The organism is Salmonella sp. SAL03688, from assembly GCF_046551895.1.
Lineage (GTDB): Bacteria > Pseudomonadota > Gammaproteobacteria > Enterobacterales > Enterobacteriaceae > Salmonella > Salmonella enterica.
The window spans coordinates 85917-103741 of record NZ_JBGDVI010000019.1 but is presented as its reverse complement, the minus strand read 5'-3'; the positions used below and the strand labels follow the sequence as shown (position 1 = coordinate 103741).

General features: G+C 53.1%; 20 protein-coding genes. 8 read left to right on the top strand and 12 right to left on the bottom strand.

Annotation, left to right across the window (positions count from 1 at the left end; translation table 11 throughout):
* Window positions 1-96: 96 nt before the first annotated feature.
* From lpxM to znuA, 3 genes are all read right to left on the bottom strand, one after another.
* The gene (gene lpxM / locus ACLJR2_RS18155; protein ID WP_000448400.1) at window positions 97-1065 is read right to left on the bottom strand and encodes a lauroyl-Kdo(2)-lipid IV(A) myristoyltransferase; all 969 of its coding nucleotides are present in this window, start codon (window positions 1063-1065) and stop codon (window positions 97-99) included.
* Window positions 1066-1181: 116 nt separating this feature from the next.
* Window positions 1182-2501 carry a murein DD-endopeptidase MepM gene (mepM, locus tag ACLJR2_RS18150; protein WP_001184028.1) on the bottom strand — a complete coding sequence of 440 codons (1320 nt, stop codon included), beginning with the start codon at window positions 2499-2501 and terminating at the stop codon, window positions 1182-1184.
* A gap of 15 nt (window positions 2502-2516) precedes the next feature.
* On the bottom strand, window positions 2517-3461 hold the full coding sequence (gene znuA, locus ACLJR2_RS18145) for a zinc ABC transporter substrate-binding protein ZnuA (RefSeq protein WP_000939597.1): 945 nt from the start codon (window positions 3459-3461) through the stop codon (window positions 2517-2519).
* A gap of 78 nt (window positions 3462-3539) precedes the next feature.
* On the opposite strand from znuA, the gene znuC reads away from it, so the two are divergent.
* The gene (gene znuC / locus ACLJR2_RS18140; protein WP_000203023.1) at window positions 3540-4295 is read left to right on the top strand and encodes a zinc ABC transporter ATP-binding protein ZnuC; all 756 of its coding nucleotides are present in this window, start codon (window positions 3540-3542) and stop codon (window positions 4293-4295) included.
* Window positions 4292-5077: a zinc ABC transporter permease subunit ZnuB gene (znuB, locus tag ACLJR2_RS18135; RefSeq protein ID WP_000571508.1), complete on the top strand. Its 786-nt coding sequence runs from the start codon at window positions 4292-4294 to the stop codon at window positions 5075-5077. The genes znuC and znuB overlap by 4 nt, the downstream gene beginning before the upstream one ends.
* A gap of 78 nt (window positions 5078-5155) precedes the next feature.
* On the opposite strand, the gene ruvB is transcribed toward znuB, so the two are convergent.
* The 3 genes from ruvB to ACLJR2_RS18120 form a co-directional block, all read right to left on the bottom strand.
* Window positions 5156-6166, bottom strand: a complete 1011-nt coding sequence (ruvB, locus tag ACLJR2_RS18130; RefSeq protein ID WP_000568504.1) for a Holliday junction branch migration DNA helicase RuvB — start codon at window positions 6164-6166, stop codon at window positions 5156-5158.
* A gap of 8 nt (window positions 6167-6174) precedes the next feature.
* Window positions 6175-6786 (bottom strand): Holliday junction branch migration protein RuvA, encoded by a 612-nt coding sequence (gene ruvA, locus ACLJR2_RS18125; protein ID WP_000580335.1) that lies wholly within the window; start codon window positions 6784-6786, stop codon window positions 6175-6177.
* Between the two features lie 359 nt (window positions 6787-7145).
* The gene (locus ACLJR2_RS18120) at window positions 7146-7838 is read right to left on the bottom strand and encodes a hypothetical protein (protein ID WP_000227325.1); all 693 of its coding nucleotides are present in this window, start codon (window positions 7836-7838) and stop codon (window positions 7146-7148) included.
* Between the two features lie 208 nt (window positions 7839-8046).
* Between ACLJR2_RS18120 and ACLJR2_RS18115 the strand changes: the two genes are divergently transcribed.
* Window positions 8047-8646: a YebB family permuted papain-like enzyme gene (locus ACLJR2_RS18115; protein WP_000716750.1), complete on the top strand. Its 600-nt coding sequence runs from the start codon at window positions 8047-8049 to the stop codon at window positions 8644-8646.
* A 1-nt stretch (window position 8647) separates the two neighbouring features.
* On the opposite strand, the gene ruvC is transcribed toward ACLJR2_RS18115, so the two are convergent.
* The 4 genes from ruvC to aspS all read right to left on the bottom strand — a co-directional run bounded on the left by ruvC (window position 8648) and on the right by aspS (window position 12294).
* On the bottom strand, window positions 8648-9169 hold the full coding sequence (gene ruvC / locus ACLJR2_RS18110) for a crossover junction endodeoxyribonuclease RuvC (RefSeq protein ID WP_000022509.1): 522 nt from the start codon (window positions 9167-9169) through the stop codon (window positions 8648-8650).
* A gap of 36 nt (window positions 9170-9205) precedes the next feature.
* On the bottom strand, window positions 9206-9946 hold the full coding sequence (locus ACLJR2_RS18105) for a YebC/PmpR family DNA-binding transcriptional regulator (protein ID WP_000907242.1): 741 nt from the start codon (window positions 9944-9946) through the stop codon (window positions 9206-9208).
* A gap of 29 nt (window positions 9947-9975) precedes the next feature.
* The gene (gene nudB, locus ACLJR2_RS18100) at window positions 9976-10428 is read right to left on the bottom strand and encodes a dihydroneopterin triphosphate diphosphatase (RefSeq protein WP_000653693.1); all 453 of its coding nucleotides are present in this window, start codon (window positions 10426-10428) and stop codon (window positions 9976-9978) included.
* 93 nt (window positions 10429-10521) lie between these two features.
* The gene (gene aspS, locus ACLJR2_RS18095; RefSeq protein WP_001258629.1) at window positions 10522-12294 is read right to left on the bottom strand and encodes an aspartate--tRNA ligase; all 1773 of its coding nucleotides are present in this window, start codon (window positions 12292-12294) and stop codon (window positions 10522-10524) included.
* A 324-nt stretch (window positions 12295-12618) separates the two neighbouring features.
* On the opposite strand from aspS, the gene ACLJR2_RS18090 reads away from it, so the two are divergent.
* Genes ACLJR2_RS18090 through cmoB form a run of 5 tightly spaced genes read left to right on the top strand, consistent with a single transcriptional unit; the run spans window position 12619 to window position 16200 of the window.
* Window positions 12619-13185, top strand: coding sequence for a hydrolase (locus tag ACLJR2_RS18090; protein ID WP_000916144.1), 567 nt, complete (start codon window positions 12619-12621; stop codon window positions 13183-13185).
* Window positions 13182-14000, top strand: coding sequence for a DUF72 domain-containing protein (locus ACLJR2_RS18085; RefSeq protein ID WP_000639226.1), 819 nt, complete (start codon window positions 13182-13184; stop codon window positions 13998-14000). The genes ACLJR2_RS18090 and ACLJR2_RS18085 overlap by 4 nt, the downstream gene beginning before the upstream one ends.
* Window positions 14001-14052: 52 nt before the next feature.
* The gene (locus tag ACLJR2_RS18080) at window positions 14053-14448 is read left to right on the top strand and encodes an MAPEG family protein (RefSeq protein WP_000252975.1); all 396 of its coding nucleotides are present in this window, start codon (window positions 14053-14055) and stop codon (window positions 14446-14448) included.
* Between the two features lie 40 nt (window positions 14449-14488).
* Complete coding sequence (gene cmoA, locus ACLJR2_RS18075; RefSeq protein WP_000019609.1) at window positions 14489-15232, top strand: carboxy-S-adenosyl-L-methionine synthase CmoA; 744 nt, start codon at window positions 14489-14491, stop codon at window positions 15230-15232.
* Window positions 15229-16200 (top strand): tRNA 5-methoxyuridine(34)/uridine 5-oxyacetic acid(34) synthase CmoB, encoded by a 972-nt coding sequence (cmoB, locus tag ACLJR2_RS18070; protein ID WP_000569024.1) that lies wholly within the window; start codon window positions 15229-15231, stop codon window positions 16198-16200. Before cmoA ends, cmoB begins: the two co-directional genes overlap by 4 nt.
* A 235-nt stretch (window positions 16201-16435) precedes the next feature.
* Here the strand turns inward: cmoB and cutC are convergent, their stop codons facing one another.
* The gene (gene cutC / locus ACLJR2_RS18065; protein ID WP_001185780.1) at window positions 16436-17182 is read right to left on the bottom strand and encodes a copper homeostasis protein CutC; all 747 of its coding nucleotides are present in this window, start codon (window positions 17180-17182) and stop codon (window positions 16436-16438) included.
* Window positions 17183-17201: 19 nt separating this feature from the next.
* The gene (locus ACLJR2_RS18060; protein ID WP_000024796.1) at window positions 17202-17771 is read right to left on the bottom strand and encodes a VOC family protein; all 570 of its coding nucleotides are present in this window, start codon (window positions 17769-17771) and stop codon (window positions 17202-17204) included.
* Window positions 17772-17825: the final 54 nt, after the last annotated feature.

The following is a 17825-nucleotide window of genomic DNA, read 5'->3' as shown; positions in this document are numbered from 1 at the left end:
CATGAACGGCCACACCAGGCCCTGAAATACAAAACGCCCGATGATGTTCATCAGGCGTTTTACAGACAAAAAACTGTCAACCTATATCAGGACTAGTCAGATGGGATAAAGATCTTTACGCTTATACGGCTGAATCTCGCCTGGCTTGCGGGTTTTGAGCAGCTTCAGGATCCAGGTGTACTGTTCCGGATGCGGGCCGACAAAAATTTCGACCTCTTCGTTCATCCGTCTGGCGATAGTGTGGTCGTCAGCCGTGAGCAGATCGTCCATTGGCGGGCGAATCTGGATAGTCAGGCGATGCGTTTTACCATTATACACCGGGAAAAGCGGTATCACGCGTGCGCGGCACACTTTCATCAGCCGACCAATTGCAGGCAGCGTCGCTTTGTATGTCGCAAAGAAATCAACGAATTCACTATGCTCCGGGCCGTGATCCTGGTCCGGCAGGTAGTAACCCCAGTAGCCCTGACGAACAGACTGGATAAAGGGTTTAATCCCGTCATTACGCGCATGCAAACGTCCGCCGAAACGCCGACGCACTGTGTTCCAGATATAGTCAAAAACCGGATTACCCTGATTATGAAACATCGCCGCCATTTTTTGCCCCTGAGAGGCCATCAGCATGGCTGGAATGTCGACGCCCCAGCCATGCGGTACGAGAAAAATGACTTTTTCGTCGTTACGACGCATCTCCTCAATGATTTCCAGACCTTCCCAGTCAACACGCTGTTGAATTTTTTTCGGACCGCGCATCGCCAACTCAGCCATCATCGCCATTGCCTGTGGCGCGGTGGCGAACATCTCATCGACAATCGCTTCGCGCTCAGCTTCGCTACGCTGCGGAAAGCACAACGACAGATTAATTAGCGCCCGGCGACGAGAACTCTTCCCCAGCCGTCCGGCAAAACGCCCCAGCGTCGCCAGCAAAGGGTCGCGGAATGATGCCGGTGTTAATGCGATCCCCGCCATTGCCGCAGCGCCCAACCAGGCGCCCCAATACTGCGGATAGCGAAAGGATTTTTCGAATTCAGGGATATACTCACTATTATTTTTTTTGGTTTCCATGCTTTTCCAGGGTCTGCTGACGCGAAAAGGAATTGTGAATAGTGTAGCGACGTCTGCGTCTCACACAAAACAAAAAAGCCGGCACACATCGCGTACCGGCTCTGTCAGCGCATTTGTTAATCGAAGCGCAGTTGTGGCAGAACCTCTTTCACCTGTGCCAGGTATTCACGACGATCTGACCCCGTCAGACCTTCCGTGCGCGGCAATTTTGCTGTTAGAGGGTTAACGGCTTGCTGGTTTATCCATACTTCATAATGCAGATGCGGCCCTGTGGAACGCCCGGTGTTACCAGAAAGCGCAATACGATCGCCACGTTTCACTTTTTGCCCCGGTTTCACCAGCAGCTTACGCAAGTGCATGTAACGTGTGGTGTAGGTGCGTCCATGACGAATCGCAATGTAGTAACCGGCAGCGCCGCTACGTTTAGCGACCACGACCTCGCCATCCCCCACCGACAGCACCGGCGTACCCTGCGGCATCGCAAAGTCAACGCCACGATGCGGCGCAACGCGTCCAGTAACCGGGTTCAGACGGCGCGGATTGAAGTTGGAGGAGATGCGGAACTGTTTGGCGGTCGGGAAGCGTAAAAAGCCTTTCGCCAGGCCAACACCGTTACGGTCATAGAATTTACCGTCAGCGGCGCGAATGGCGTAGTAATCTTTACCATCGGAACGCATCCGCACGCCCAACAACTGACTCTGTTCACGCTTGCCATCCAGCATCTCGCGCGACATCAGAACCGAAAATTCATCGCCCTTTTTCAGCTTGCGAAAATCCATCTGCCACTGCATGGCTTTTATCACTGCGCTGATTTCGCTGCTGGTTAAACCGGCCTCTTTCGCGCTGGCGACAAAGCTACCCCCTACCGTACCTTTCAGCAGACTGTTAACCCAGTCCCCCTGCTGCATTTCACTGCTCATTTTAAAACCGTTGGCAGTGCGATCGTAGGTACGCGTTTCACGGCGGGAGACTTCCCATGTCAGACGCTGTAAATCTCCATCGGCGGTCAGTGTCCAGGAAAGCTGTTGGCCAATTTTCAGATTGCGCAGCTCCTTATCAGAAGCGGCAAGTCGGCTAATATCGCTCATATCGATGCCGTACTGATTCAAAATGCTGCTTAACGTATCGCCTGTGGAGACGACGTATTCATGGACGCCGACTTCGCCTGCGGTTTTATCGTCCAGCTCATCCTGAGGAATAGCTTCATCTTCCTGCGCGGCCTGATCGATGGGTTCGCTGGCCTCCGGTAAGAGGGAACGAATCTCGCTTTTCTCCAGTTCAATAGTTTTAACGATTGGTGCGGATTCTGGGTGGTAAACATAGGGCCGCCATACGGCGACGGCCAGTGTCAGAACGGTAAGTGACCCCAGCATAACGCGGTGGGGTCGGGGCAGATTATTAAATGCCAGGGCGACAGAGCGGGCTATCTGTTGCACGTATTCACTTCCTCGTTAATCTCCTTTCAGGCAGCTCGCATACTGGTTGGCTAATTGGCTTAAAAACGCTGAATAGCTTGTTTTACCCAGTTTAATGTTCGTCCCGAGGGGGTCCAGTGTTCCCATTCGAACGGATGTCCCTCTCGCCACGGCTTCCACGACCGCTGGCCTGAATTGTGGCTCAGCAAAAACGCAGGTTGCTTTTTGCTCAACCAACTGTGTTCTTATTTCATGTAAACGCTGCGCGCCAGGTTGTATCTCAGGGTTCACGGTAAAGTGACCGAGTGGGGTGAGTCCGTAGTGTTTTTCGTAGTAACCGTAGGCGTCATGAAAAACGAAATACCCTTTCCCCTTGAGCGGCGCGAGCTCGTTACCGACCTGTTTATCGGTTGCGGCTAATTGTGCCTCAAAATCCTTCAGGTTGGCGTCGAGTTTGGCTCGACTTTGCGGCATAAGTTCCACTAATTTTTCATGGATTGCAACCGCTGTAGCCCGCGCTATCTCTGGGGAGAGCCAAAGATGCATGTTATATTCGCCGTGATGGTGATGTACGTCACCTTTTTCCTCATCGGCGCCCGTATGCGCATGTTCATCCTCATCATCATCCGCGCCCTTCATGAGTAACGGTTTTACATCGGCAAGTTGCGCAATGGTAACCTGCTTATTATCAGGGATATTCCTGACCGACTTCTCCATAAAAGCTTCCATTTCCGGGCCAACCCAGACGACTAAGTCCGCGCCCTGTAAGCGTTTTACGTCTGATGGACGCAATGAATAATCATGCTCGGATGCCCCATCCGGAAGTAATACTTGCGTATCCGTAACGCCATCAGCAATGGCGGAAGCGATAAACCCAAGTGGTTTAAGCGAAGCGACAACGGCGGCGTCGGCAGCCTGGGTTGCACTCCCCCAAAGCGCGGCGGATAATGCTGCGAAAAGAAGCGTATTTTTCTGTAACATAATGCGACTAATCATCGTAATGAATGTGTGAAATGTGATATTATAACATTCTATCACTTCTGCAAGCCTAAAATTAACATGACAAGTTTAGTTTCACTGGAAAACGTCTCGGTCTCATTTGGTCAACGCCGCGTCCTCTCTGACGTGTCGCTTGAATTGAGCCCCGGAAAAATTTTAACGCTTCTCGGCCCTAACGGCGCGGGGAAGTCAACGCTTGTACGCGTGGTTTTAGGACTGGTAGCCCCTGATGAAGGGGTGATCAAGCGCAACGGGCAACTCCGTATCGGCTATGTCCCGCAAAAACTCTATCTCGATACCACGCTTCCGCTGACGGTAAACCGATTTTTACGTTTACGTCCCGGCACGCAAAAAACGGATATTCTCCCGGCGCTTAAACGCGTTCAGGCCGGACATTTGATTGACGCGCCCATGCAAAAACTCTCCGGCGGTGAGACGCAGCGGGTACTGCTGGCGCGTGCTCTGCTTAACAGGCCGCAGTTGCTGGTACTTGATGAGCCGACGCAAGGCGTGGATGTCAACGGCCAGGTCGCGTTATACGACCTTATCGATCAGCTGCGCCGTGAACTCGATTGCGCCGTGCTGATGGTGTCGCATGACCTACATCTGGTCATGGCAAAGACGGATGAAGTGTTATGCCTGAACCATCATATTTGCTGTTCCGGCGCGCCGGAAGTGGTGTCTATGCATCCGGAATTTATCTCTATGTTTGGCCCGCGAGGCGCGGAGCAATTAGGGATTTATCGCCATCATCATAATCATCGCCACGATTTACAGGGTCGTATTGTACTGCGCCGGGGAAATGGTCACTCATGATTGAATTATTACTGCCCGGCTGGCTGGCCGGGATGATGCTGGCGTGCGCCGCTGGTCCTTTGGGCTCATTTGTGGTCTGGCGTCGGATGTCCTATTTTGGCGATACGCTGGCTCACGCGTCGCTTCTGGGCGTGGCTTTTGGCCTGTTGCTGGACGTTAACCCCTTTTATGCGGTAATCGCCGTTACGCTGCTGCTGGCCGCCGGTCTGGTATGGCTGGAGAAACGCCCTCACCTCGCGATTGATACCTTACTGGGCATTATGGCGCACAGCGCCTTATCTTTAGGACTGGTCGTGGTCAGCCTGATGTCCAACGTCCGCGTTGATTTAATGGCTTATCTGTTTGGCGATTTGCTGGCCGTCACGCCGGAAGATCTTATCTCGATCGCTATTGGGGTCGTTATTGTGCTGGCCATTCTCTTCTGGCAGTGGCGCAACTTGCTGTCAATGACTATCAGTCCGGATCTTGCCTTTGTCGATGGCGTGAAGTTACAGCGCGTGAAGCTGCTATTGATGCTGGTAACGGCGTTAACTATTGGCGTGGCGATGAAGTTTGTCGGAGCGCTGATCATTACGTCGCTGCTGATTATTCCCGCCGCAACCGCGCGTCGCTTTGCCCGTACGCCGGAGCAGATGGCGGGCGTCGCCGTTGGTGTAGGTATGATAGCGGTTACAGGTGGACTGACCTTCTCAGCCTTTTATGATACCCCGGCAGGGCCATCCGTAGTGCTGTGTGCCGCGCTGCTGTTTATCTTCAGTATGATGAAAAAGCAGGCAAGCTAAGCGTGTGTTGCCCGGTGGCGCTGCGCTTACCGGGCCTACAAAATCGCCCAGGTCTGATGAGCGCAGCGACTTCAGGCGCTAAGGCATCTCTGGCGGCGTGATCCCGAAATGGTTCCAGGCGCGCACCGTTGCCATACGCCCACGCGGCGTGCGCTGCAAAAAACCTTGCTGAATCAGATACGGCTCCAGCACATCCTCAATGGTTTCACGCTCTTCGCCAATCGCCGCCGCCAGGTTATCCAGGCCGACCGGTCCACCGAAGAATTTATCAATAACCGCCAGCAGCAGCTTGCGATCCATATAGTCAAACCCTTCCGCATCGACGTTCAGCATATCCAGCGCCTGCGCGGCAATTTCCGCTGAAATAGCCCCGTCATGCTTCACCTCGGCGAAATCACGCACACGTCTGAGCAGGCGGTTGGCTATACGCGGCGTACCGCGCGCCCGACGCGCCACTTCCAGCGCGCCGTCATCGCTCATCTCAAGCCCCATGTGCCTTGCGCTGCGCCCGACGATGTGCTGCAGATCGGGCACCTGGTAGAACTCCAGGCGCTGCACAATACCAAAACGGTCGCGTAGCGGGGACGTTAACGACCCGGCGCGCGTCGTCGCGCCAATGAGCGTAAACGGCGGCAGATCGATCTTAATTGAACGTGCAGCAGGCCCTTCGCCAATCATAATATCCAACTGGTAATCTTCCATCGCCGGATAGAGTACCTCTTCCACCACCGGTGAAAGCCGGTGAATCTCATCAATAAACAGCACATCATGCGGTTCAAGATTGGTGAGCATAGCCGCCAGATCGCCTGCTTTTTCCAGCACCGGGCCGGACGTGGTTCGGAGATTGACGCCCATTTCATTGGCAACGATATTCGCCAGAGTCGTTTTACCTAACCCTGGCGGGCCGAAAATCAGCAAGTGATCTAGTGCGTCGCCACGCAGTTTTGCCGCCTGAATAAAGATCTCCATCTGGGAGCGCACCTGCGGTTGGCCGACATATTCCGCCAATAACTTCGGGCGAATGGCGCGATCGGCGACGTCTTCTGCGATCGTGGCGCCTGCTGAAATCAGGCGATCTGCTTCTATCATCCTTTACCTCATAACGCGGCGCGTAACGCGTCGCGAATCAGTGTTTCACTGCTTGCATCCGGACGGGCGATCTTGCTTACCATCCGACTGGCTTCTTGCGGTTTATAACCCAGCGCCACCAGCGCAGCAACTGCTTCTTGTTCTGCATCTTCCGAGGTTGGGCTGGCCGGCGACGTCAATACCAAGTCGACCGCTGGCGTAAAGAGATCGCCATGTAGCCCTTTAAAGCGGTCTTTCATTTCGACAATCAATCGTTCGGCAGTTTTCTTGCCGATACCCGGCAGCTTCACCAGTGCGCCAAGCTCTTCGCGCTCAACCGCATTGACGAACTGTTGCGCCGACATGCCGGAGAGAATCGCCAGCGCCAGCTTAGGCCCGACGCCATTCGTTTTAATTAGCTCTTTAAATAGCGTGCGCTCTTGCTTATTGTTAAATCCGTACAGCAACTGCGCATCTTCACGCACCACGAAGTGGGTGAAGACGATTGCCTCCTGCCCGGCCTCCGGCAGCTCGTAAAAGCAGGTCATAGGCATATGTACTTCATAGCCTACTCCCCCTGTCTCCAGCAGCACGATCGGGGGTTGTTTTTCGAGAATAATGCCTCTGAGTCTGCCTATCACATGACGCTCCTGCGTAAAGGGCTGAAAAGATAATGCACTATCATAAAAAAAGACTGGATGTTTATCCAGATGAAAAACACGTATCCCGATATTTCTCTACTCCAACAACCCGTGATGGTTAACGACGGGTACGCTCCCCGCTGCGTACAAAATAAGTCGTACACTCATTGACAACTTTTTGCGTCCTACGCGAATAACTTTTTGCCAACATGCCGTGGCGCACGTTCGGTAGTCTTCAATAATGAGTATCCTGATAACACTAATAATGTATCCAGTACGAATGCCAACAGCGGAACATCGGGCCTCCAAAAAAACAGACCCGAGAATAGATTTAATAATATTAACCACTAGCGCTGAATTTAATCGCATGTTGTTTTATCGTCGCGCGCAACAGATTTTAATTCGCCATGACACAATAAATATTGTACAAACTCATTTTTCATGCCATCGAAATTCACGGCTGGCATCCCTTCTGAATAACTATAATAAATATTCACATACTCTTCGCTACTAAAAAGTGCCTGTCGTTTTGCTGCTAACCCACGGCCTTTTGCTGCAATATACTGGAAGCAGTGGCCGCTGGCGCCACAGCTCCGCCCATCATCAACAATATATATATCGGCAGCGTTAAACAGCTGTTCCAGCCAGCACTGGCGAATCGTTCCGGCCGCACAAACCAAAAATAATGATGCGCTAATCATCCACCCGGATTTTTTTACCGATGTCATAGTCAGGAAAGCCATAAAGCACGCTGCCTGCAGGCACAAAACCAGTTCTTTATTCCCGGCAACCAAATGCCACTGGTTAAATACTAAGGTAATGAAAACTGAACTCAATGTTGCCAACAGTCTGGTCCTGAACCGCCTGGCAGGGAGAAGCAAAAATAATAATGAAATCGTCCCTGGCTTTAATAAAAAAACAACAGTATTAGCCTCTGCCATATCAATACTCAAACAATAACAAAAACTAATAAACAGATGAAAGGTAATAGCAACAAAAATATAAGAAAAATAAAATACCCAACCTATTCTCATTGGTTTATCATCAACCACGTCATACTCCCTGTCAATATGAGAGATCAGATGATGAGAAATTTACCACCTTAATCCCCCCCAAATATATTTGCGACATTAATTCCAATAAATGAAATATTCACCATACATATTTCGATGACACTAAGGCTTGTCATTTATTTGGTATAATGCTAACTACCCTGTAGAATAAATAAAAGGAATTTATTTCAAATAATGGAATGCAGAGATGAAAAAACATTATTCTGTCCAATATGAAACCGGGGATATCGTCTTTACCTGTATAGGTGCCGCGCTTTTCGGCCAGATATCCACCGCTTCACAGTGCTGGAGCAACCATGTTGGGATTATTATTGGTCATAATGGTGATGACTATCTGGTGGCGGAAAGTCGCGTCCCCCTCTCAACCGTCACCACGCTGTCACTGTTTATACAACGTTCAGCCGGACAACGTTACGCGGTTCGTCGCCTGTGCGGCGGTCTGACGGTCGAACAGAAACTCGCCATCATGGAACAGGTTCCCGCCCGGCTGAATAAGTTTTATCACACGGGGTTTAAATACGAGTCATCGCGCCAGTTCTGCTCGAAATTTGTGTTTGATATCTATAAAGAAGCATTATGTATTCCGGTAGGCGATATTGAGACATTCGAAGAATTACTTCACAGCAATCCTGATGCGAAACTCGCCTTCTGGAAGTTCTGGTTTTTAGGTTCAATCCCGTGGGATCGTAAGACGGTGACGCCAGCCAGCCTGTGGCAACATCCCAATTTAGAATTAATTAGTGCCTGTGGAATTGAAACCCCTCAACGCGAGGCTGAGGGAGAATGATTTAGCGCAACCTTCCCCGCGCCAGATTGAGTCGGCTCTCGCTCATTTGCATCGCGTTCTGGCTAACGTGGCAATGCGTAATGGCGATAGCCAGCGCATCCGCGGCATCGGCCTGCGGGTTAGCGGGGAGCTTCAGCAACGTGCGCACCATATGCTGAACCTGGCTTTTCTCCGCGCTACCAATACCGACGACGGTTTGCTTCACCTGACGCGCCGCGTATTCAAACACGGGCAGTTCCTGATTGACCGCGGCGACAATCGCGACGCCGCGCGCCTGTCCCAGCTTGAGGGCTGAATCGGCGTTCTTCGCCATAAACACCTGTTCGATAGCAAAATAGTCCGGCTGGAACTGCGTGATGATTTCCGTCACGCCTGCGTATATGAGCTTCAAACGAGACGGCAAATCATCGACTTTGGTACGAATACATCCGCTGCCCAGATAGGTCAGTTGTCTGCCTACCTGGCGAATAACGCCATAACCGGTAATGCGCGAGCCGGGGTCAATACCGAGAATAATCGACACGCTATACCCCCTGCCCGCCGGCGTTTAACAGCACCATTACAGGGTCGCCGCCACCTCATCAGAGATCTCACCGTTATGGTAGACTTCCTGGACATCGTCACAGTCTTCCAGCATATCGATCAGACGTAGCAGTTTCGGCGCGGTTTCCGCATCCATATCCGCTTTGGTTGACGGGATCATGGACACTTCGGCGCTGTCCGCTTTCAGACCCGCCGCTTCCAGCGCGTCACGCACTTTGCCCATCTCTTCCCAGGCAGTGTAAACATCAATCGCGCCATCATCATAGGTCACAACATCTTCCGCACCGGCTTCCAGAGCGGCTTCCATGATGGTGTCTTCATCGCCTTTCTCAAAGGAGATGACCCCTTTCTTACTGAACAGGTACGCCACTGAGCCATCGGTACCCAGATTACCGCCGCACTTGCTAAAAGCATGACGCACTTCCGCTACGGTACGGTTACGGTTGTCACTCAGACACTCAATCATAATGGCCGTGCCGCCAGGACCATAACCTTCATAGATGATGGTTTCCATGTTCGAGTCTTCATCACCACCCACACCGCGAGCGATGGCACGGTTCAGAGTGTCGCGGGTCATGTTGTTGGCCAGCGCTTTATCTACAGCCGCGCGCAGACGCGGGTTGGCATCCGGATCGCCGCCGCCCAATTTAGCTGCCGTTACCAGTTCACGAATAATTTTAGTGAAGATTTTACCGCGCTTGGCATCTTGCGCAGCTTTACGATGTCTGGTGTTGGCCCATTTACTATGACCTGCCATAAATATTTCCTCAAAAAAAGCGCGCCTTTTCAGGCGACGTTAATGACAAACTCTTCAATCGCTTGCCGGTTACTCCAGGACTTGGTAAGCGCCGCCGCGTCAGGTGCATCAAGCCACTGGTACGTCAGATGTTCAGTGAATATCACCTGCCGCTCATGCGGTAACGCAAGGCAGAACCAGAATTCTGTATTGTGCATGACGCCCGGCGCATAGCGATGACGTAAATGTGAAAAAATTTCAAACTCCACCGTACGTTGGCAGTCGATTAAGGTCAGTTGCTCTGCCGCAACATCAATCGTGACCTCCTCTTTGACTTCACGTACGGCGGCCTGCAACGCGGTCTCCCCTTCTTCTATGCTGCCAGTCACTGACTGCCAAAAATCCGGGTCGTCGCGTCGCTGCAACATTAGCACCCGTTTCGTATCCTGCGCGAAAATAACCACCAGGACCGAAACGGGGCGCTTGTACACTTTATCCTTCACGCGACCTCGTTGTTGGCTGTTGGGTGACGGATGAGACTCGCCCCTGCGGGCCGCCGCGATATCACGCGAATGATGTCGTGTACATTGTTCATATCAGTTATTCTCGGCTTTCTTTACAACCTGAATCCCCAACTCCGTCAACGCTGCCTGGTTGGCGAAACTCGGCGCTTCGGTCATCAGACACGCGGCGGCGGTCGTTTTCGGGAAGGCGATAACATCACGAATATTATCGGTGCCGGTCAACAGCATGGTCAGACGGTCCAGACCAAACGCCAGGCCCGCATGCGGCGGCGTACCGTATTTCAACGCATCCAACAGGAAGCCGAACTTCTCGCGCTGCTCCTGCTCATTGATACCGAGAATACCAAATACGGTTTGCTGCATTTCACCGTTGTGAATACGCACCGAACCGCCGCCCACTTCATAGCCGTTAATCACCATATCGTAAGCGTTAGCGACGGCTTCTTCCGGCGCAGTTTTCAGTTCAGACGCCGTCATGTCACGCGGGGCGGTGAACGGATGGTGCATCGCGGTCAGACCGCCTTCGCCGTCGTCTTCGAACATCGGGAAGTCAATCACCCACAGCGGCGCCCATTTGTCTTCGTCGGTCAGGCTCAGGTCTTTGCCCAGTTTCAGACGCAGCGCGCCCAGCGCATCAGCAACCACTTTTTTGTTATCTGCGCCGAAGAAGATCATGTCGCCGTCCTGCGCGCCGGTACGTTCAAGGATAGCGTCGACGATGTCGGCGGTCAGGAACTTGGCCACCGGACTGTTAATCCCGTCCAGACCTTTCGCGCGCTCGTTAACTTTGATATACGCCAGGCCTTTCGCGCCGTAGATCTTAACAAAGTTACCATAATCGTCGATCTGCTTACGGCTAAGCTGTGCGCCGCCAGGCACACGCAGCGCTGCCACGCGGCCTTTCGGATCGTTAGCCGGGCCCGCGAAGACCGCGAACTCTACCGATTTCAGCAGGTCAGCGACATCTACCAGTTCCATCGGGTTACGCAGGTCTGGCTTGTCGGAACCGTAGCGACGTTCCGCTTCGGCAAACGTCATGACCGGGAAATCCCCCAGATCCACGCCTTTCACTTCCAGCCACAAATGGCGCACCAGCGCTTCCATCACTTCGCGCACCTGTGGCGCGGTCATGAAGGAGGTCTCGACGTCGATCTGAGTAAACTCCGGCTGACGGTCAGCACGTAAGTCTTCATCACGGAAGCATTTGACTATCTGATAGTAACGGTCGAAACCGGACATCATCAGGAGCTGTTTGAACAGTTGCGGCGACTGCGGCAACGCGTAGAATTTACCTTTGTGCACGCGCGAAGGCACCAGATAGTCGCGCGCGCCTTCCGGCGTGGCTTTGGTCAGCATCGGCGTTTCAATATCAAGGAAACCGTGATCGTCCATAAAACGACGCACCAGGCTGGTAATTTTGGCGCGAGTTTTCAGGCGCTGCGCCATTTCCGGACGACGCAAATCCAGATAGCGGTACTTGAGACGCGCCTCTTCGGTATTAACGTGGTTAGCGTCAAGCGGCAGTGAGTCTGCGCGGTTGATGATAGTGAGAGAGGACGCCAGCACTTCAATTTCGCCGGTCGCCATATCCGCATTGACGTTTTTCGCGTCACGCGCACGCACGGTGCCCGTAACCTGAATGCAGAACTCATTACGCAGTTCAGAGGCCAGCTTTAACGCGTCCGCACGATCCGGATCGAAGAACACCTGCACAATACCTTCGCGGTCGCGCATATCGATAAAGATCAGGCTGCCAAGATCACGACGACGGTTGACCCAACCACACAGAGTCACCTGCTGCCCCACGTGGGACAGACGTAGCTGTCCGCAATATTCTGTACGCATGAGATATCCCTTAACTTAGCCGCAGGCGGATTGTTGCCTGCCATGCAGGCGACGAAGTCGCAGCTTTAGCTGTATGTCACAACTGGATGAAAAAAGGCGGCTATTATACTGGAAATTCTGCCGCACGATAAGAGTCAATCCAGCATGGGAGCGATAACTTGCCCGTTTCATGCGGTATCGACGCCTGGTTCATACTGACTGTACCCGGGTTTTTCACGCGGGTATTGCGTATGCTCACAAAAATTAACAATATTTGTCGCCGCTTTCCTCTTTAATCGCGCTTAAGGTGTAGTGAAATCCGCTATTTTTAGGAGAGTGATTATCATGCTGAAACTCAACGCGACCACAACCGCCCTGGTGGTTATTGATTTACAGGAAGGAATTCTTCCGTTTGCCGGCGGCCCGTATACGGCAAATGAGGTGGTCGCCCGCGCCGCGCGGCTGGCGGAAAAGTGTCGTGCCAACGGCTCGCCCGTGGTTATGGTACGCGTCGGATGGTCTGATGATTATGCCGAAGCGTTAAAACAGCCGGTGGATGCCGCAACGCCTGCGCACGCGTTGCCGGAAAACTGGTGGACCTGGCCTACGGCATTGGGTAAAAAGGACAGCGATCTGGAAGTGACTAAACGCCAGTGGGGCGCGTTTTACGGCACCGATCTGGAATTACAGCTTCGCCGCCGGGGTATCGACACCATCATATTGTGCGGGATCTCAACCAATATCGGCGTCGAATCCACAGCGCGCAACGCCTGGGAGTTAGGATTTAACCTTATTATTGCCGAAGATGCCTGTAGCGCCGCCAGCAGTGAGCAGCATCAGAGCAGTATGACGCATATTTTCCCGCGCATTGGCCGGGTACGCAGCGTAGAGGATATTTTAAACGCCTTATGATCTACATTGGCCTGCCGCAATGGTCGCACCCGAAATGGGCGCGGCTCGGCATCACCAGTCTGGAAGAGTATGCCCGCCACTTTAATTGCGTGGAGGGCAACACCACGCTTTACGCGCTGCCGAAAGCGGAAATTGTCGATCGCTGGTATGCGCAAACTACGGACGATTTCCGTTTTTGCTTTAAATTTCCCGCCACCATTTCTCACCAGGCCGCGCTGCGTCATTGCGACGATCTGGTACAGGCGTTTTTTACCCGCCTGGCGCCGCTGGAAACGCGTATTGGCCAATACTGGCTGCAGTTGCCCGCCGCCTTTGGACCGCGCGATCTCCCCGCCTTATGGCAGTTTCTTGATGCGCTCCCCGCCACGTTTACCTATGGCGTAGAAGTTCGTCATCCGTGTTTTTTTGACAAAGGTGAGGATGAACAGCGGCTCAATCGCGGGTTACACGCGCGCGGCGTAAACCGCGTGATCCTGGATAGTCGTCCGGTACATGCCGCCCATCCCCACAGCGAGGCCGTCCGCGACGCGCAGCGAAAAAAACCCAAAGTCCCGGTACATGCAGTCGTGACGGCCAGCCACCCGATGGTGCGTTTTATCGGTAGCGATAATATGGCGCAAAACCGTGAGTTTTTCGCCGCCTGGTTGCAGAAACTCCCGCAGTGGCGGCAGACCACCACGCCTTTTCTGTTTTTACATACTCCGGATATCGCGCAGGCGCCGGAACTGGTGAATACGCTTTGGCATGATTTACGCAGCGTCTTACCGGAAATCGGCACTGCTCCGTCCATTCCACAGCAATCTTCTCTTTTCTGAAAATGCCCCCTATCATAGACAGTGCCATCAGCCATTTTAAAAGGGAGTTTGTATGGTAAGCGCGCTGTATGCCGTTTTGGGTGCGTTATTATTAATGAAGTTCTCTTTTAATGTCGTTCGCTTGCGAATGCAGTACCGTGTCGCCTATGGCGACGGCGGTTTTAGCGAATTGCAAAGCGCCATCCGTATTCATGGCAACGCGGTGGAATATATTCCTGTCGCGCTGGTGCTGCTGCTGTTTATGGAAATGAACGGCGCCGAAACGTGGATGGTGCATATCTGCGGCATCATTTTAATCGCCGGTCGGCTGATGCATTATTACGGTTTTCACCACCGCCTGTTCCGCTGGCGGCGGGCGGGGATGAGCGCGACCTGGTGCGCATTGTTGCTGATGGTGCTGGCAAACCTGTGGTATATGCCCTGGGAGTTGGTTTTCTCCCTGTATTAGCGCACAATATGCGCCTTTATTTTTCCCGGATGTATACGTTATGTCTCACCGCGACACGCTTTTTTCTGCGCCTATCGCCCGTCTCGGCGACTGGACTTTTGATGAACGAGTAGCCGAAGTTTTCCCCGACATGATTCAGCGTTCGGTACCAGGCTACTCCAACATCATCTCCATGATCGGCATGTTGGCTGAACGCTTTGTGCAGCCGAACACGCAGGTCTACGATCTGGGCTGCTCGCTGGGCGCCGCGACGCTGTCTGTTCGGCGTAATATCCGCCATGAGCATTGTCGCATTATCGCCGTCGATAACTCCCCGGCCATGATAGAACGCTGCCGCCGCCATATTGATGCATATAAAGCGCCAACGCCGGTTGAAGTTGTTGAAGGCGATATCCGCGATATCACTATTGAAAACGCCTCGATGGTGGTGCTGAATTTTACCCTGCAATTCCTTGAACCTGCCGAACGCCAGGCATTGCTGGATAAGATTTACCTGGGGTTGAATCCCGGCGGCGCGCTGGTACTGTCGGAAAAATTTAGCTTTGAAGACGCGAAAGTGGGCGAGCTGTTATTCAACATGCACCACGATTTTAAACGCGCTAATGGGTACAGCGAACTGGAGATCAGCCAGAAGCGCAGTATGCTGGAAAACGTGATGCTCACCGACTCGGTGGAAACACATAAAGCGCGCCTGCGTCAGGCGGGTTTCGAACACAGTGAACTGTGGTTCCAGTGCTTTAATTTCGGGTCGCTTGTCGCGTTAAAAGCCGGAGTTGCCGCATGATCGAGTTTGGTAACTTTTATCAGCTCATTGCTAAAAATCATCTCTCCCACTGGCTGGAAACATTGCCCGCGCAGATTGCCGCCTGGCAACGCGAGCAGCAGCATGGCTTGTTTAAACAGTGGTCGAACGCGGTAGAATTTTTACCGGAAATTACGCCCTGGCGGCTGGATTTACTGCACAGCGTCACGGCGGAAAGCGAAACGCCGCTCAGCGAAGGTCAGCTAAAGCGTATTGATACATTGCTGCGTAATCTGATGCCGTGGCGTAAAGGCCCGTTCTCGCTTTATGGCGTAGATATTGATACCGAATGGCGCTCAGACTGGAAGTGGGATCGCGTACTGCCGCATCTGTCAGATTTAACCGGCCGGACGATCCTTGATGTCGGCTGCGGCAGCGGCTATCACCTGTGGCGGATGATTGGCGCGGGCGCACATCTGGCGGTCGGCATCGATCCTACACAGCTTTTCCTCTGCCAGTTTGAGGCGGTGCGTAAACTGTTGGGTAACGATCAGCGCGCGCATCTGCTGCCGTTGGGCATTGAACAACTCCCGGCACTGAAAGCATTTGATACCGTCTTCTCGATGGGGGTGCTTTATCACCGTCGCTCGCCGCTGGAACATCTGTGGCAGTTAAAAGATCAGTTGGTCAACGAGGGTGAACTGGTACTGGAAACGCTGGTCATCGACGGCGACGAAAATACCGTTTTGGTGCCGGGTGACCGCTACGCGCAGATGCGTAACGTCTATTTTATTCCTTCCGCGCCGGCATTAAAAAAATGGCTGGAAAAATGCGGCTTTGTTGATGTGCGTATCGCTGACGTTTGCGTCACTACCACCGAAGAGCAGCGCCGTACCGAATGGATGGTTACCGAGTCGCTGGCCGATTTCCTCGACCCGAACGATCGCAGCAAGACGGTGGAAGGCTATCCCGCCCCGCAGCGCGCGGTGCTGATTGCGCGTAAACCGTGATGGATTGCCGAATGACCGTTACGTATAGCACCGTTTCTCCAAAATAGTTCAAGTTGCAGCAAGGCGGCAACGCAGCAAATCCCCGGGAACGTAGGTAGCTACGTGACCGGGGTGCGCGAGGCGGCCAACGCTGCTGCGGCTTGAAATATGAAGGAGAAAAAAAGGCCCCTGTTGAATTGGCAGGGGCCTGGTACGAGCAAGCATCATATTGGGCGACATGATGCAACGGTAAAAATCATTTGGCCTGATGGCGAACAATGATTCCTTTCATTTCAGCGACCGCCGCACCCTCTACTCTATAGCGAGAATACTCGTCCGCCTGTATATCGGCAGACATCGATAACCCCTGATTGCGATAGCGCATCGGCGAAGGCAGTAAGACTCCGGCGGAACTGTGTACTTCCCGTACTCCGGCATCGAGGAAATTCTGCAGGTTATTTGCACGAACCCCCGCACCAGCCATAATGGTTGGAGCATCCCCCTGGGCAATAAGTTCCATAATTATTGATAAACCTTGCGCCGCATCGGCTTTTTGTCCGGAAGTCAGTACTCTTGCTACGCCTGCGTCAGCCAGATTCTTTAGCGCATTGAAGGGATTAGCGCACATATCGAAGGCGCGGTGGAATGTCACCGCCAGCGGCCCGGCCGCCGCCATTATTTTTTCCATTCGCGACATATCGACATCCCCATCAACGGTCAACACGCCAGTAACCAGCCCGGGAAAACCCAACTCTCTGACGAGGCGAATATCTTCCAGCATGGCGGCAAATTCGCCGTCAGTGTAATAAAAATCCCCGCCGCGAGGACGAATAATCGGATGTACGGGAATCGTAATATGCTCGCGCACGCTGCGTAAGACGCCCAGCGAAGGCGTAAGCCCGCCTTCTTTCGGCGCGGCACACAGTTCGATACGATCCGCGCCGTTTCGCTGCGCGGTGAGCGCGCATTCCATGCTGTAACAACAGATCTCAAGTAACGCCATATTCACTCCGCTCGGCAGGTTAATGGGCCGCCTGTTCGCTGGCGACAATCGCTTCAATCGACCATGGATGAAATTTTACCGTGACGCGGCCATCGGTCACGGCCAGCGTAGGGTTTGGCAAACGTTCATGCTCGCCCTGTGGCGAACTGGTTTTAACCACTATCCCCGGCTGACTAAGCCCCTCATCCGACAACAACGCCAGGGCCCTCGCATTCAAGGTCTCCGGCTCGCCGGGCAGCACGATTTCAATATGCTCCCACCCCTCGTGTGGATAGCGTTTTTCTCCCGGCCACGGTAATTCAATAACAGAAAACCGCCAGTGTTCCACACATACCGGTTCATGCAGTTTAAACAGACAAATCGGCCTGCCGTTGATGATATTTTCCGACAGTAGCTCGCCGCATTGTTCAAAACCGCGACGCCAACGCTCCGCCGTCGTATTCTGGTGACAGCGCAATGAAATGTGATCGGCCTCAAGGGCGCTAATCTGCAGACCAAGGCGAGTGGAAAGTTCTCTGAACGCCAGAGTGAATCGCGGTAAATCTGCGGAAATATCATGCAGTTCATCAATGTGTTGCCAGTTCGCCATATCAGGACGCTCTTCTTGCTGTGAAAACCGCTAATTTACGCTGTTGCGCCCCGG